The 13,469-nt window shown below is 40.4% G+C and carries 16 protein-coding genes and 1 pseudogene; 8 read left to right on the top strand and 9 right to left on the bottom strand.

The features are described from left to right. Window positions 1-262: 262 nt before the first annotated feature. Window positions 263-568, top strand: coding sequence for a helix-turn-helix domain-containing protein (locus ACX27_RS25495; RefSeq protein ID WP_144427528.1), 306 nt, complete (start codon window positions 263-265; stop codon window positions 566-568). A gap of 3 nt (window positions 569-571) precedes the next feature. Next, window positions 572-955, top strand: a complete 384-nt coding sequence (locus ACX27_RS25490; RefSeq protein WP_144427527.1) for a transposase — start codon at window positions 572-574, stop codon at window positions 953-955. A gap of 22 nt (window positions 956-977) precedes the next feature. Here the strand turns inward: ACX27_RS25490 and ACX27_RS25485 are convergent, their stop codons facing one another. Further along, a complete protein-coding gene (locus ACX27_RS25485) occupies window positions 978-1,247 on the bottom strand; it encodes a hypothetical protein (RefSeq protein WP_062296532.1) in 270 nt (89 codons plus the stop codon). Between the two features lie 347 nt (window positions 1,248-1,594). Here ACX27_RS25485 and ACX27_RS25480 point away from each other — a divergent pair, with 347 nt between their 5' ends. Next, the gene (locus ACX27_RS25480) at window positions 1,595-1,873 is read left to right on the top strand and encodes a hypothetical protein (RefSeq protein ID WP_062298570.1); all 279 of its coding nucleotides are present in this window, start codon (window positions 1,595-1,597) and stop codon (window positions 1,871-1,873) included. Here ACX27_RS25480 and ACX27_RS25475 read toward each other — a convergent pair. After that, window positions 1,870-2,235 (bottom strand): Lin0512 family protein, encoded by a 366-nt coding sequence (locus ACX27_RS25475; protein WP_062296530.1) that lies wholly within the window; start codon window positions 2,233-2,235, stop codon window positions 1,870-1,872. The genes ACX27_RS25480 and ACX27_RS25475 overlap by 4 nt on opposite strands. 189 nt (window positions 2,236-2,424) lie before the next feature. After that, window positions 2,425-2,935, bottom strand: a pseudogene (locus ACX27_RS25470) (pentapeptide repeat-containing protein). Between the two features lie 14 nt (window positions 2,936-2,949). Here ACX27_RS25470 and ACX27_RS25465 point away from each other — a divergent pair. Further along, window positions 2,950-3,495, top strand: a complete 546-nt coding sequence (locus ACX27_RS25465) for a YraN family protein (RefSeq protein WP_062296528.1) — start codon at window positions 2,950-2,952, stop codon at window positions 3,493-3,495. Between the two features lie 181 nt (window positions 3,496-3,676). On the opposite strand, the gene ACX27_RS25460 is transcribed toward ACX27_RS25465, so the two are convergent. Then, window positions 3,677-4,066, bottom strand: coding sequence for a hypothetical protein (locus tag ACX27_RS25460; protein ID WP_062296526.1), 390 nt, complete (start codon window positions 4,064-4,066; stop codon window positions 3,677-3,679). A gap of 220 nt (window positions 4,067-4,286) precedes the next feature. Here ACX27_RS25460 and queA point away from each other — a divergent pair, with 220 nt between their 5' ends. Beyond that, window positions 4,287-5,441 carry a tRNA preQ1(34) S-adenosylmethionine ribosyltransferase-isomerase QueA gene (gene queA / locus ACX27_RS25455; protein ID WP_062296524.1) on the top strand — a complete coding sequence of 385 codons (1,155 nt, stop codon included), beginning with the start codon at window positions 4,287-4,289 and terminating at the stop codon, window positions 5,439-5,441. 106 nt (window positions 5,442-5,547) lie between these two features. Then, complete coding sequence (locus ACX27_RS25450; RefSeq protein ID WP_062296522.1) at window positions 5,548-6,681, top strand: tetratricopeptide repeat protein; 1,134 nt, start codon at window positions 5,548-5,550, stop codon at window positions 6,679-6,681. A gap of 15 nt (window positions 6,682-6,696) precedes the next feature. Here the strand turns inward: ACX27_RS25450 and ACX27_RS25445 are convergent, their stop codons facing one another. The 5 genes from ACX27_RS25445 to ACX27_RS25425 all read right to left on the bottom strand — a co-directional run bounded on the left by ACX27_RS25445 (window position 6,697) and on the right by ACX27_RS25425 (window position 10,308). Then, window positions 6,697-7,236 (bottom strand): hypothetical protein, encoded by a 540-nt coding sequence (locus tag ACX27_RS25445; protein WP_062296520.1) that lies wholly within the window; start codon window positions 7,234-7,236, stop codon window positions 6,697-6,699. Further along, window positions 7,233-7,526, bottom strand: coding sequence for a hypothetical protein (locus ACX27_RS25440; protein WP_062296518.1), 294 nt, complete (start codon window positions 7,524-7,526; stop codon window positions 7,233-7,235). Before ACX27_RS25440 ends, ACX27_RS25445 begins: the two co-directional genes overlap by 4 nt. Further along, window positions 7,526-8,266 (bottom strand): TIGR04255 family protein, encoded by a 741-nt coding sequence (locus tag ACX27_RS25435; RefSeq protein ID WP_062296516.1) that lies wholly within the window; start codon window positions 8,264-8,266, stop codon window positions 7,526-7,528. The genes ACX27_RS25440 and ACX27_RS25435 overlap by 1 nt, the downstream gene beginning before the upstream one ends. A gap of 94 nt (window positions 8,267-8,360) precedes the next feature. Then, the gene (locus ACX27_RS25430) at window positions 8,361-9,548 is read right to left on the bottom strand and encodes a GNAT family N-acetyltransferase (RefSeq protein ID WP_062296515.1); all 1,188 of its coding nucleotides are present in this window, start codon (window positions 9,546-9,548) and stop codon (window positions 8,361-8,363) included. Between the two features lie 64 nt (window positions 9,549-9,612). Next, a complete protein-coding gene (locus tag ACX27_RS25425) occupies window positions 9,613-10,308 on the bottom strand; it encodes a RibD family protein (RefSeq protein ID WP_062296513.1) in 696 nt (231 codons plus the stop codon). 293 nt (window positions 10,309-10,601) lie between these two features. Here ACX27_RS25425 and ACX27_RS25420 point away from each other — a divergent pair, with 293 nt between their 5' ends. Then, on the top strand, window positions 10,602-12,581 hold the full coding sequence (locus ACX27_RS25420; protein WP_062296511.1) for a sensor histidine kinase: 1,980 nt from the start codon (window positions 10,602-10,604) through the stop codon (window positions 12,579-12,581). Window positions 12,582-12,994: 413 nt separating this feature from the next. Beyond that, window positions 12,995-13,279, top strand: a complete 285-nt coding sequence (locus tag ACX27_RS25415; RefSeq protein ID WP_335337842.1) for an HAD hydrolase-like protein — start codon at window positions 12,995-12,997, stop codon at window positions 13,277-13,279. Window positions 13,280-13,469: the final 190 nt, after the last annotated feature.

Here is a 13,469-nt window from a genome sequence, read left to right as displayed (position 1 = left end):
CAACTGCTTTTGTAATAAGTCTAAATTTAAATAAATGGAAATATTGTGGTACAGACTATATGTTTGCACCACAATCTCTAGAGAGCTTATAACAGAAGAAAATTATCATAGGATTACTCTCGAAATCCGCTTATACCAATTAAAAATGAAGCTGCATATAATGGGGAGAAGCAAACTTGTTAAGTTAACCCGACCATGAGCCGCCCATTTAAAATTGAGATCGCCGAGAGCGAAGAGGAACTGAAAAAAACGCCTAAAAACAGTGTCGTCAGGAAACCAGAAAGAAAAGTTACAGATGTTGTGGTGGCTCAAAAGTGGGCAAGTTAAGGAACAACGGGAAATAGGGCAACGTTTGGGTAGAGATACATCAACGGTGACAAGATGGTTGCAAAAGTATAGAGCCAGTGGACTGTCTGGCTTGCTAGAAATTAAGAAAGCACCTGGAGCAAACCGAAAAATTAATGATGAGGTACTCGCTGCCCTCAAGCAGGAACTGGAGACAGGGAAAGGTTTTTATAGTTACGGTGAAATGGCCACGAGACAATTTTTGGATTTATGGTGCCATTGAACCATTGACTGGAGACCACAACATTATGAGTACCCAAAACTGGATGGCGAGTGTTTTCAGCAGTTTTTGGACTGGCTCTGTGTGCAATTAGGTGGCGATTACGCTATTTTACAGGTTGACCAAGCCCCTGCTCATACAAGTTCAGCGATTCGTTGGCCGGAGAATATTATTCCTCTGTTTCAACCACCTTCGTCTCCTGAACTTAATCCTATCGAACGACTTTGGCAACTTCTCAAAAAACCACTTAAAAATCAAATTTTCTCTTCTTTACAAACTTTACGCGAGCGCATCCAAGAAATATTTGACCAACTTACATTTGATCAGGTAATTTCTATCTCTTCTTATAACTTTATCCTGGAAGCTCTATTCTATGCAGCTTCATATTAAATTGGTATTAATTGATTTATAATTAAGAATTGAGCAGTTCGTTAATTTGGGGGATGTTTTGCTGAATAGCCTTTGCCAAATAGTTTCTAATTAAGTCAATAGTTTCTACAGAAAAATTGCTACCTAAAAGGACAAAAGCTAAACTAGCAACCCCGATAATTAAGGCTAATACTCTACCAAAACAGCCTGGGTTAATTTCAATAAATCCTAATTTTGATTGACCTAAGACAGAAATCACTAGAAAAACAATACCTAGGGTTAAAAAAATATTTGATAAAGTAAAATTTGCCATTTTAATTTAGTCAATTACCACTTATTCAAATATCTTTATTATAGTCATTATTAATCTAAGTTGCTGTTATAAATACTGACAAAAGTTAGAATTTAATTGGCTGGATACCTCTACCTAAAGATGTGGATGGGGAAGCGATCGCCAACACCAATCCCAATAAATACGGCATATTTTCAATCGGGTAAAGGTAGAGAGGCTATTTTTCTCCTGAATTCTGACTCAGTTCGGCTGAGGCTCACGGCAAAGCCTGAATTCTGGGGTATGTGTTTCAGTCCACATCAGCTATCATGCAATCTGTCTACCCTATTAGTAAACTAGTAGAGTTATTTGGTTATGGGGATGGAAAGATGAGAGTTTGGATTGCTTGCTTTGTACTATTGTTCGCCTTGGCAGAACTGTTTGACTGGTTACAAGAATTTTCTTTACCATTGCCCATTTATATTTTAGGTGGGGCATTTTTAGCCGTTGCTTCTAATTATGACAAAATTGTAGGTTCTTACTTCAGTGATACGTCAATTGCGGCATCACTCGAAACGCCACAACCGCAATTAGATGTATCAACTCAACCCTTAGCCTCGATTTCTCATGGTGTTGAGGATGTGCAGAAATCGGAAAACCAAGCTTAGTCTGTTTCGATAAGGACTGTCACCGCAGCGATCGCAATTAACATATCATCATTTTTATCATTGAGAGAAGGAATTGCCCGTCCCTGAACCACCATTCCGCCAGATTCGACATTAATCGTTTTGCGTCCAAAGGGTAGTACTGCGAGAACCTCATCTGTTCTCACTTGTTCGGGATAAGGTACTGCTACTTGCACTTCTACAATCATCTCATTGGGATCATTCAACCCAGCCACTTCCCAAACTCCTGGTAAAGCATTATGGGCGATCGCATTGCGGACTGCTCTTGCAGCTGCTACAGTTGGTTCCTGTCCATGCTGATCTACACCCATCCCCATCTCAATTACTAAGCGTTTACGCGCCACAGTCACCTCCTGGAAAAGAACTCACCAACCCTTCGGGGTAGGGAACAGGGAACGGGCAACAGGTAACAGTAAGATTAAATTAACTGAACCGTATTGCTCCATAAGGATGTATGTATTTAAAACCCTTACACCCACATACCCTTAAACCCCTAAACCCATTCTCAAAAAAACCTTTCTCCGTAATTCCTGTTAAGGACAAAACAACGTATCACGAGTGTCTCGTCCTGTAGTGGGATTAGTACCTTTAGCTACCTTGCATAATTTTTTTTTGTTCATCTGGACGCAGCAGAACATCAGTAAAATCTGCTCCATCAATAATTGCACCGTCAAATTTGGCATTAGCCGCAAACGCACCTTCTAAAACTGCATTAGTCAGATTTGCTTTAATCAGACGTGCTGAGTCTAACGTGGCATTTGTTAAGTCAGTACTCTGTAAATTTGCTGATTCCAAATTAGCCGCAAAGAAACTCACGCCACGCAAGTTACTATTGCTGAAGTTACTTTGACGGAGATTAGCTTTGGTAAAGCTAGAATCTGTTAAATCACGCCCAGAAAAATCAGCCTCTATCAAGATTTCTTTGTTATATTCGAGTCCTAAAGCTGTGGGGGTATAACTAAAAATGGCTGTGACGCTAAAAACAGCCCACAGCAATAAACTGAGTATGCTTGCCCAAATGCGATCGCTTAACCTAGAATTCATGGTACTTTTCACCAATGGCGAATCATCCTCCATCCCATTATCTCGATATTGGTCAACTAGGTGAAGACTTAGTTACACAATGGTTACAGTCTACAGGTTGGTTGATACTACATCGGCGCTTTTCTTGTCGTTGGGGAGAGATTGATATTATTGCTCAATATCAAGAGGTACAAGGGGGAGAAGAGGGACAAGGGAGACAAGGGGGAGAAGGGGGACAAGGAGAACAAGAGGGACAGCACTCAGCACTTATAACTCAGTACTCTACACTCGCTTTTGTCGAAGTGAAAACCCGCAGTTCAGGAAATTGGGATGCAGGGGGAAGAGACGCTATCACCCCACAAAAACAAGCAAAACTCTGGCGTACAGCAGAAATGTTTTTAGCTCAATATCCAGACAAAGCTGACTATCCCTGTCGTTTTGATGTGGCTATTGTGGGTTATCAGCAAATATCCAAATTACAAACTCAAATTACATCAGCTCAAGATGCTTTATTTAGTGCATCAATAGGGGATAATAAATTTTTTCTGGAAGAATATATTCCAGCAGCCTTTGATTTATAGCGGTAGTCAGATATGTTAGGACAATTTGAAAGCTTAAATGCCAGAATAGTAAGAATTTTACTCCTGCCTTCTGTTATATAAACTCGCTGATTAAAGTGAGGGCGAATAATAATTGCTCACAACTGAAATATGTTTGTCAGCAATTACAGATTCTTTCTAGTCGCCCTCACGATAAACAGTTTCACGCTAAAGTTTCTGGACAGTAGCCTAATCCACGAACAAACTGTTGCCGGAATGCTTCAATTTCTTCTCTCTCTGGGCTACCATGAGAGACGATCGCTACTTGATAGCGGCGCATTACGTCTACTGGATACTGCCCAGCTTCCAAACTCCAAAGTGCCATTTGTACACGCATAGGTGGCTCGTAGCAAATTCCTAATTCATTTAGAAAAGCTCGAAAGTCTCCATCCTGTTGCGCTGAGATTTGACCTTTAAGTTTGATCCTAACCACCCAGCCATCTATTTGATGAATAACTGTAACGAAAGACACAGGTAACTGGGGCGTGGCGTGCAGATGTTGAACGACCCTCAATGTTAGACTGGCATTTGCCAGATAATACAAATATTCCATGTTGGTGCTTGGGATCAAAGCCAATCCTACACTTCTATCATCCTAAATAGATCACTTTCGCGGTAGGGTAGAAGCCCCCGTCTTTGAATGGGGAGTTTTACCCAATTTACAACCCATCATTAGGTATTACCTAATGATGTCCCTTGGAAAACTCTATGAATGAAATGGTGTTTTCCTTAGAAAATATCAAATAAACCCGTAAAAATTAGCATAACCTTCAATGGAGCCAGCAATAACAAAAGAAAATTTTAATAAAGTTACAGATACAGGAGTAGAAGACAGACAGTTAGATTGTTCCTTAACTGGCTATGACTACATACTACCGCCAGAACTAATTGCTCAAAATCCGGTAGTTCCCAGAGATAGTTCTCGCTTATTAGTCATCAACTCTACCGCTACAGGTAACAATTTAGCCCCGCTACACCACATCTTCCGCGATTTGCCAGAACTCCTGCACCCTGGGGATTTGTTGGTGATGAATAATACAAAAGTTATCCCCGCCAGACTGTACGGGAATAAATCTACAGGTGCAGAAATTGAAGTATTACTGTTAGAAGAGAGGCAAAATAACTGTTGGTTAGCTTTAGTCAAACCAGGAAAGCGGTTTAAATTAGGCTCACATATTATTTTCTCTGGTAAAAATTCCTCTACTCCCCAATTAACAGCTACAGTTTTAGAAAATGATGCGGCGACTGGTGGGCGGTTGTTGCAGTTTGATGTACCGCCAGGAAAATCTTTGGTAGAACTGTTAGATAATTTTGGTGAAATTCCTTTACCACCTTATATCACCACCACAGCCGCAGCTGATGAACAATATCAGACAGTCTATGCCAAACAACCAGGTGCGATCGCAGCACCCACGGCTGGGTTACACTTTACTCCAGAATTACTCAAAAAATTGCGCGATCGCAATATCCATCAGGCATTTGTAACGCTGCATGTTGGTGTCGGTACATTTCGCCCTGTGGAAGTGGAAGATGTCACCACCCACGAAATGCACGAAGAATGGATTGAAGTCCCTGCTGTTACAGTCGAACAAATCCGCGCCACGAAAGCTGCTGGAGGCAGAATTATTGCAGTTGGCACAACAGTAGTACGCTCTTTAGAAGGTGCAGCCCAGTCTGGAGAATTACAACCATTTTGTGGCAAAACCAACTTATTTATTTACCCTGGCTATCAATGGCGGGTAGTAGATGGGTTAATTACTAATTTTCACCTGCCGCGTTCGAGTTTGCTGATGCTGGTGAGTGCTTTAATTGGCAGACCAAGATTATTGCAAATATACCAAGAAGCGATCGCCTCTCGATATCGTTTCTACTCCTTTGGTGATGCTATGCTCATTTTGCCAGAAGGGAGAGAAAAGTATGAAGTATGAAATTTTCAGCTTTCATCTCTAGCTTCTAGCCGCTAACCACTGTAATTTTCTCTGCTGTAGTGGGTACTCTGACATATAGAACTCACTACAATACAGGCTGCTATTTATGTATAAACACCATCAAATTCGTCAGTGGTATTGCGGCTTTCCTCAGATGGCGTTTCACCAAGTAATTAATTGGCGGAAATCGCATTTAACAATCATCTCAGCGGCCTCGGCGTTTTTGGTGTTGGCTGCACCATCAATCATGAATTTACCGGGAAGTAAGTTACTAGCAGAGAATGTCATCTCCCAAGATTTGGATGCAGCTATTTTTTACCAAAAAGGAGTAACGTTATATAATCGCAAAGATTTAGACGGTGCGGAATCAGCCTTCCGTCAAGCATTGGAACGTGATCCAAATATTGGGATGGCGCGGAATTATTTGGGGAATATTCTCTTAAGACAAAATCGCCTGGATGCAGCAGTGCAAGAATATGGTGAGGCGATTAGAATGAACCCCAACCAAAGCGAGGTTTATTACAATTTAGGGTTAGCGTTACAACGACAAGGACAGAAAGAAGCTGCTGTTACTGCTTATCGCCAAGCTATAGTTATAGATCCCAAAATAGCAACAGCCCAGTACAACTTGGGTGTATTGTTACATGAACTAGGACAACCACAAGAAGCGATCGCAGCTTATCAACAAGCGGCTAATCTAGATAGCGGTAATGAGAATACCTTTTTTAACTTAGCTATCGCGCTGCAAGAACAAGGAAAATTAGAAGATGCGATCGCAGCTTATCGTCAAGTTATTCAACTCAACCCCAAAAATACTGTCGCTTACAATAATATGGCTGGTTTGCTAGTAGTCCAAGGGCAGACAGCTGAGGCAATAAATGTTTATAAACAAGCTATTCGCCAAAACTCTAAAGATGCCGTAGCTTACCATAACTTAGGCATCACTTTATACAATCAGGGCGAACTCAAAAAAGCAAATGCAGCCTTGAAAAATGCGCTAAATAACTATCGCACACAAGGTAATACCGAACAAACTGCCAAAGTTGAACAACTAATGCAGCAAATTACCCAGCAAATTGCCCAACTGAAATTACAAGAACAACAACAGCGTCAAGCTGGCAAAAAGCCTGCACCAACTGAGAATGTAGCAACACCAGAACAACCCACCCCCGCAACACCGGGCGAAACACCAGCCACACCTGGAGATGTGCCGGTTTCTTTTGGACAACCGAGTAAATAAAATGATAATCTCTCACTAAAAACGTGGAATCGAAGATGGCAAGCCGACCCGCATAAATAATCTTGCGAATGCTTGAGAAAAGTGTTCTAAGTAAGGAGATTTTAATCGCCACCGACAATCTAGGTCTGTGGCGTATTTCAAAATATATTTGTAAGGTAAGCTGTATATTTCTCTAAAATTGACAACCAATGCTTCCCTATTATTGTCAGGATTACTTGGCGATGCAAGTAGATGTAATCCTTCAATTCTACCGGCTAAAACCTCATTCCATTTGCCCTTTTTTGCAAATGCTGGATTAGCTTCCTCAAATTCTGATATCTGATAAATTGTACATACAACTACTTGATTAACTTTATTATTGTCGAGATCACAACTTTGAGTTAAAACAATTAAATCTAATTCGTTGACTTCTACCTCAACTTCTTGAGTTTCATTATCTTTTTTTCCAAAAGTTGTAGGGTCAAATAATGGTACTGGTACAAGACACCCAGGCAGGTAATCACCTTGCATGAGAGTGGGTTCATTAACCTGCACCCAGAAAGGGTCTATCGTCATTCTTCGTCTAAAAGATACGGCAGAGGTTTTTTACGCCCTTTGAACTTGGCACGCATAACTACCCGCTCTGAGCGTTTTGGTGGAACTGGATTGTAATCTACTTCACCAATATTTTTAATATACTCTAAGTATTCTTGGCTATGAGCCAAAATTTGCAAAGCATTTTCCGTTTTCTCTGCTATCTTTCGTCCTTCTGGACTTTGCAACACAGAAGTAGCTCTTGGCTCAAGTACAATTAATCTAGGTAGTGTAGAAGTGTCATTAGGGCGTAAAGGGATTATTCTAGCCATTACTTAATCAACTCCCTTGTTTGTTCTGTAATGCAAGCTTCAAAAGCGTTGTTCTTTTGTTCGTGCATTTGTTCCACAATCTCCCAAAGTTTTATTTCATCTTTTGGAATATCCCGTTCTAGAAATAGGTCTAAATCTAACAATATAGAAATAAAATTAGGTGCTGGAGGAGGAACTAATGCTTGATTGAGAACAAGCATTGTTTCTAGTTGTTCTTGAGGAATTTGTAGCTGCATAAAGTAGCCACTTAATCCTTGCGGCAAATCAGAGGAAACTTCAGGAAATGTCCTTAAATAATTTTTTAAATCACTAACAGGTAGGGGAATATCTAGCCTGTTAATGTACCTCACTGCTAACCGAGTAATGGCTGCTGGATATGTTAAGGATTGATATATACTCCACAGTCGCTTTGCTTCATCTCGAAAAGTTTCCCAGCAGTCGTAGGGAGCAAGCCGACTGAAGGTGAAGCCGTTCAAACGCACTTGAAGAATTTGTTTTTGCTCGTTACTGAAGGCCATATAGCCGATTTGAGATTGACTTGCTGTTGCTCCAACACTAGCACCAGCAGCAGTCATTTCTCCTTGTAATACAAACATTTCCTCACGTTTGGAGTACTCAGTTTGAATGCTTGAATACACCTGCGCCAAAATGTCAAGTTTAACTTCTTGTGGAAGTTGAACTTGTATATCAATCAATGCTTCTGTAACTGGGGCGCGTGAGTAGTGTTTTCGTGCTTGCATACTAATTATCGTAAACTGCCTGTGTCAACAGGGGCAATTTAAATTACAGTGCCTTTACAATAACTTCAGCTGATTGAAAGCAAATTTCGTCTGTTCATTTATCGTGGACTTTCTGACTAAACGGCATTTCCTCATTAATGGAGGCAATTTCCTGCTGTTCTAACTGATTGACTTCTTTGATATATGGAAGTAAAATTTGCGCCAAACGGTGGTTGTAAAAGCGATGTAGGCTGTAATTGGGTGTAGCCGGAAAGCCGCGCCGTTTTTTGTGTCTACCACCTGCACCGGGATCAAATAATTTGATATTGTTGGCGATCGCCCACTCAATTGGTGTGTAATAACAAGCATCAAAATGCAGGCAATCGATTTCTTGAAAACTCCCCCAATAACGCCCATACAATCTATCGTCTTTGTAAAGGCAAAAAGACATCCCCACTGGGTGACGATTATCATGTTCGCTATAGGCGGCAAAAAACACCACCCGATGGCGATAATCGGTGTGTAGCTGTTCAAAAAATTGCTTTGTTAAATACTTGCTGCCCCACCAGCCAAACTTATCACAAGTATCAGCGTAAAATTGGTACATCAAGGGAAACAAAGATTTAGGAATTTCATCACCAGTAATTGGCTGTAGTCTTAAACCCGCCTTTTCCACGGCTTTCCGTTCCCGCTTGATATTCCGGCGCTGATTGGCATTGAAAACTCCTAAGTAATCATCAAAATTATTAAATCCGGTATTTTCCCAAATATAGCTGTGGTGTAACCAAGAACTAAACCCGTTCCGTTCCAGAACTGGTCGCCATTCGGGATCAACATAAAGAAAGTGACACCCAGAAATCCGGTATTTATTGCAAAAACTGTCAATTTCATGCACCATCATGGCGGTGATTTCGTCTTCATCTTCTCCTGGCGCGATTAAGAATCGATAACCTTCAGCCGGGGTAAAGGGAGCCATACCCAAGAGTTTAGGATAATACTGCACACCGATGCGATCGCTTAATTCTGCCCATTGATGATCAAAAACAAATTCACCATAACTATGACCTTTTAAATATAAAGGCGCAGCTGCAATCAAGGTTTTGTCTCGCCACAAAGTTAAGTGATTTGGCAACCAACCAGTTTTGTCTGTAGCACTATGGGAAGTTTCCAAATTTTTTAACCATTGCCATTCCAAGAACGGAGTTTTCAAGGACAGTGCTAAAGCATCCCAGGCACTTTGCGGGACTTCAGCAATTTTGTTAATCCAGGCAACAGAATAGCGCGGCTTAAGTTGTTCCACCATCTTTTTCAAGGATGAAGTATGAAGTGTGAAGTGTGAAATTGATTTGTCATACTTCACACTTTTCTTAGTCTAATGTCCGTTGCACTTGATAGTGTAAAAAGACTTCTTGCTCAACTTGTTTAACTTCCAAAAGTTTGAGCCGAGGAGCCAAATTCGCTAAAAATCCCTGTCCCTCTACTGGTGTGGGTGCTGTAGTTCCACCCAAAATCAACGGGCAGACAGTCAGCCAAAATTCGTCTATTAAATCTGAGTGAACCATAGAAGCTACTAATTGACCACCACCTAAGACCGCTAGGCGTGTTATATCTATAGATGCCAAATGCTGCAAAAAAGCAGCAGTGTCAATTTTTCCAGTTGAGGTTTCAAAAACAAAAATCTGTTCAAAAAATTCTGAGCGTTTTTGCCAAATCGTTGCTCCCACAGTTGTTGTTAATAACCAACGTGGGATAGGCTGGTTAAAAAACTTGATTTCCGGATTAAAATCCGCAGACTGTGTAATCACTATATGAACCGGTTGGGGGCTCTTCCCCGCTTTAATTCGATGTTGCAGCAGTGTTGGATGTGATACGGTAAGTGTCGTACCGTAAGCACGGAGCGTACCAGCACCGAAGAGAACGGCATCAGAGGCAGCGATTTGTGCTTCTAGGTGTGCTTTATCTGCCCCAGAGCCAAATCGAGCAGGCGATCGCCTAATATCTGCTATTTTGCCATCTGCACTCATTGCCAAAACTACTGCGGTATGAGGACGATGTTGCGTCATTGGGTTGGTTTGATAGTCTGAGGATTTTCTTGCTAGTGTGTCGATTGTAAAAAATCTTTGCACAGCAAGCTACCGTTTACCAATTTCATTACTGTACTGTTATGCAACATAAGCCGCGATTACATCTAGCACATAAGAGTTTTGGTATACGATATTTCTTTTTGTACATTCAATGTTTGATACTGTTAGGGATTGTCAATAAACCCCTCCCAACGTAACAAAATGTCTCATTTAGCTAATCTAATTGCATATTGTTTGCTGTTGTGGTTTGCAGATGTGAAGTGAGACACCCGATGGCTAAGTCCAGTCAATCGTCTTTTAGACGTATTTTAGTAACAAGAATTTTGCTGCTGTTTGTCCCAGTGTTATTACTGGGAGAACTTGTGGCTTTAAATAAAGCACGTTCTAGCTTGCTAAAAACTGCACGCCAAAATCTGACAGAAAGTGCAGTTCTTAAAGGAGAAAAAATAGTTAATGAGATTGCTACTCTCAAAACCAGTTTATTAATTGCTAGTAAAACATCGGTATTGCGAACAGGTTCAGAGGCTGAAGTCCAAAACTTTATCAGTCAGATAATTCAAGAATTACCAACCTACGTTGAATGTTTACAATTATCTGATTTGGAAACCGGCAATATCATTGCAAGTAGTTGTGGTGACAAACCCATCAGAGAACCGAAACTACCCTTTGTAGCTGACAGTCAAGTTGAAATCAATCCAGTACTACCACCCAAAGCAGGTACAACTGGCCAAAGAGACACAGAAAATCAGCTGCAAATGGTTCTCTCTGCCCCGGTTTACAATCAAACCGGGCAGTTAAAGTATGCTTTGAGTATGCAGTCATCGCTATACAAGCACACCAAAAATCACCCAGGCTCACTTACCGGTTCTACATTGGTAATTGCTGACGATGGCACAATCTTGGCACACCCCATACCAGAGAGAATTAACAGCAATATTCAAGAATACCCCGATGCCAATAGGTTGCAAAACATTATTCAAAATGCAATGACAGGTCAAAGCAACTCTGTCGACTTATCGTTTCAAGAAGGTAAAGAATTAGTTGCTGGCTATAGTGTAATTAGTAATCCGATCGCCAAACAGCCGCCACAATGGATTATCTTGGCTGTTACCAGTGTAGATAATGCCCTGTTTGGTTTAGAAGAAATTAAATTGATTTTGATAGTGCTAACAGTGGGTTTGATTGGTGCAACTTTGTTAGCATCTTTATACCTAGCTCCTTATCTGGCAGGGCCTGTAGAAGAATTACGAGATTATGTGCTGAACATTCACAGTCATCATGCAGCCCAAACAGTACCACAGACTTTCAAAATTCGGGAGTTTAATCAACTAGCACAAGCAATTGACCAAATGTTTGACAGGCTGAAAGCTTGGGCGGAAGAATTAGAAAGTGCTTGGAAAGAAGCTAAAACAGCCAATCAAATAAAAAGTCAGTTTTTGGCGACAACTTCTCATGAGTTGCGTAACCCCCTGAACATTATTATTAATTGTGTGCGCCTTGTGCGAGAAGATATGTGCGATAACCGCGATGAGGAAATGGAATTTCTCAAACGCGCTGATGAAACCGCCATTCACTTGCTAGGGATTATTAACGATTTACTGGATATTTCTAAAATTGAAGCCGGGAAACTTTCTGTTGTTTCCGTCCCAATGGATTTGCGACAAACACTATTGGAAGTGATTAATATCCAATCAGTGAATGTGCAGCAAAAAGGCTTACAGTTAAAAACAACTTTGGGTGATGAGCCAATTCCAGTCAAGGCAGATGCAGCTAAACTGCGCCAAGTATTAATTAATATTATTGGTAATGCTACTAAGTTTACTGATGAAGGCAGTATTGCGATCGCCGCTATTATTGAACATAACAATAGCCATTCTCAAGTTGTTGTTTCTGTTACCGATACAGGTTTAGGAATTGAACCATCCCAACAACACAAGTTATTTCGTCCCTTTGTAAGGATAGATGGTGGCTCAACACGTAAGTTTGATGGTACAGGATTAGGACTGGCAATTTCTCGCAACTTAATTGAACTGATGGGTGGTAGCATTTCCCTAGAAAGTGCAGGTCTAAATCAGGGAACCACGGTTAAAATTACTTTGCCAATTATAGATAGTGAGAGTGGAGAAAATTTTAAACCTACCTCTGAAGAAGCGGAAATTCCAGAGGTAGATTCTTGTGAACAAACTCAAGCCGCGCAATCTCAGTCAGATAACTATCAACTACCATTAGTAGAAAATCTCTTCAAAAGTTGAGCCTCTGCAACTGAGAAAAAATTCTATAACTATAGTGATATGGCAATCCTATCTGAGTTCTGAAAAAATATTCTTTTTAATAGACGCGAAGCGGCTTCCCGAAGGGTACCGCATAGACGCGGTAGCGGCTTCCTACAGGGTAGGACGCAAAGGACGCAAAGAAGAGAATAAAGAGAATTTCACAAATGATTTAGGATTGCTATAGCAATACCTTTGCCAAAATAAGAGCCTACAAAAATTTTGGCAAAAACTGGCAAAATTACCCATACAAAAACCTTTAGCTGACAAGGGAGCTTGGACTATCAGAACCTTTATACTTTGGGCAATACACTAAAAAATACCTTGCGGGAAACCTGAACGGAATTTTTAGAACTGATTGTTTTTGCCCAGCTTCGGAGAAATAAGAGTTTGGAATATCACTGCTGTTTGATGGTGTTTATGAGAGTGAACTTGATGGAGTGTGGAGTGTCAAAGCTGATTTAATTCACTATATTTTAATGAGAGAAAATCTTTTACCTGAGACTGTGGTGATGGTAGGCGATCGCAAACACGACATAATTAGAGCCAAACACCATCATATTACTACAATTGGTGTGACTTATGGCTATGGAACTGAGCAAGAGTTACAAACTCACGGTGCAGATTTTATAGCTCATTCTCCAGATGAGATTGCCAATTTTATTATATATTCATCCTAAATTAAGTTGTGAAATTTCTCGTTTAAATAATTTGAGTTTTTATGGATTCAGAAGTAATTGAAAAATTTTATATAAAAAAATTCATTTTTTCTTAACTTTTTGAAGTTAACCAATTGGCAATATGCAAAATTTAATATTTAAAAAGCTTTTAAACGCACACTAACTCATGTATACTTTAAACTGTCAGAAA

It is taken from the genome of Nostoc piscinale CENA21 (assembly GCF_001298445.1).
Taxonomy (GTDB): Bacteria; Cyanobacteriota; Cyanobacteriia; order Cyanobacteriales; family Nostocaceae; genus Nostoc_B; species Nostoc_B piscinale_A.
The sequence above is the reverse complement of the archived record's forward strand: the minus strand, read 5'-3'. Positions and strand labels throughout refer to the sequence as shown.

What these genes read in the sequence shown, in the direction of transcription:
- ACX27_RS25485 (WP_062296532.1), bottom strand. Translation starts at nt 1,247, where the DNA reads ATGGCAAATTTTACTTTATCAAATATTTTTTTAACCCTAGGTATTGTT.
- ACX27_RS25480 (WP_062298570.1), top strand. Translation starts at nt 1,595, where the DNA reads ATGAGAGTTTGGATTGCTTGCTTTGTACTATTGTTCGCCTTGGCAGAA.
- ACX27_RS25465 (WP_062296528.1), top strand. Translation starts at nt 2,950, where the DNA reads ATGGCGAATCATCCTCCATCCCATTATCTCGATATTGGTCAACTAGGT.
- ACX27_RS25460 (WP_062296526.1), bottom strand. Translation starts at nt 4,066, where the DNA reads ATGGAATATTTGTATTATCTGGCAAATGCCAGTCTAACATTGAGGGTC.
- queA (WP_062296524.1), top strand. Translation starts at nt 4,287, where the DNA reads ATGGAGCCAGCAATAACAAAAGAAAATTTTAATAAAGTTACAGATACA.
- ACX27_RS25450 (WP_062296522.1), top strand. Translation starts at nt 5,548, where the DNA reads ATGTATAAACACCATCAAATTCGTCAGTGGTATTGCGGCTTTCCTCAG.
- ACX27_RS25445 (WP_062296520.1), bottom strand. Translation starts at nt 7,236, where the DNA reads ATGACGATAGACCCTTTCTGGGTGCAGGTTAATGAACCCACTCTCATG.
- ACX27_RS25440 (WP_062296518.1), bottom strand. Translation starts at nt 7,526, where the DNA reads ATGGCTAGAATAATCCCTTTACGCCCTAATGACACTTCTACACTACCT.
- ACX27_RS25435 (WP_062296516.1), bottom strand. Translation starts at nt 8,266, where the DNA reads ATGCAAGCACGAAAACACTACTCACGCGCCCCAGTTACAGAAGCATTG.
- ACX27_RS25430 (WP_062296515.1), bottom strand. Translation starts at nt 9,548, where the DNA reads ATGGTGGAACAACTTAAGCCGCGCTATTCTGTTGCCTGGATTAACAAA.
- ACX27_RS25425 (WP_062296513.1), bottom strand. Translation starts at nt 10,308, where the DNA reads ATGACGCAACATCGTCCTCATACCGCAGTAGTTTTGGCAATGAGTGCA.
- ACX27_RS25420 (WP_062296511.1), top strand. Translation starts at nt 10,602, where the DNA reads ATGGCTAAGTCCAGTCAATCGTCTTTTAGACGTATTTTAGTAACAAGA.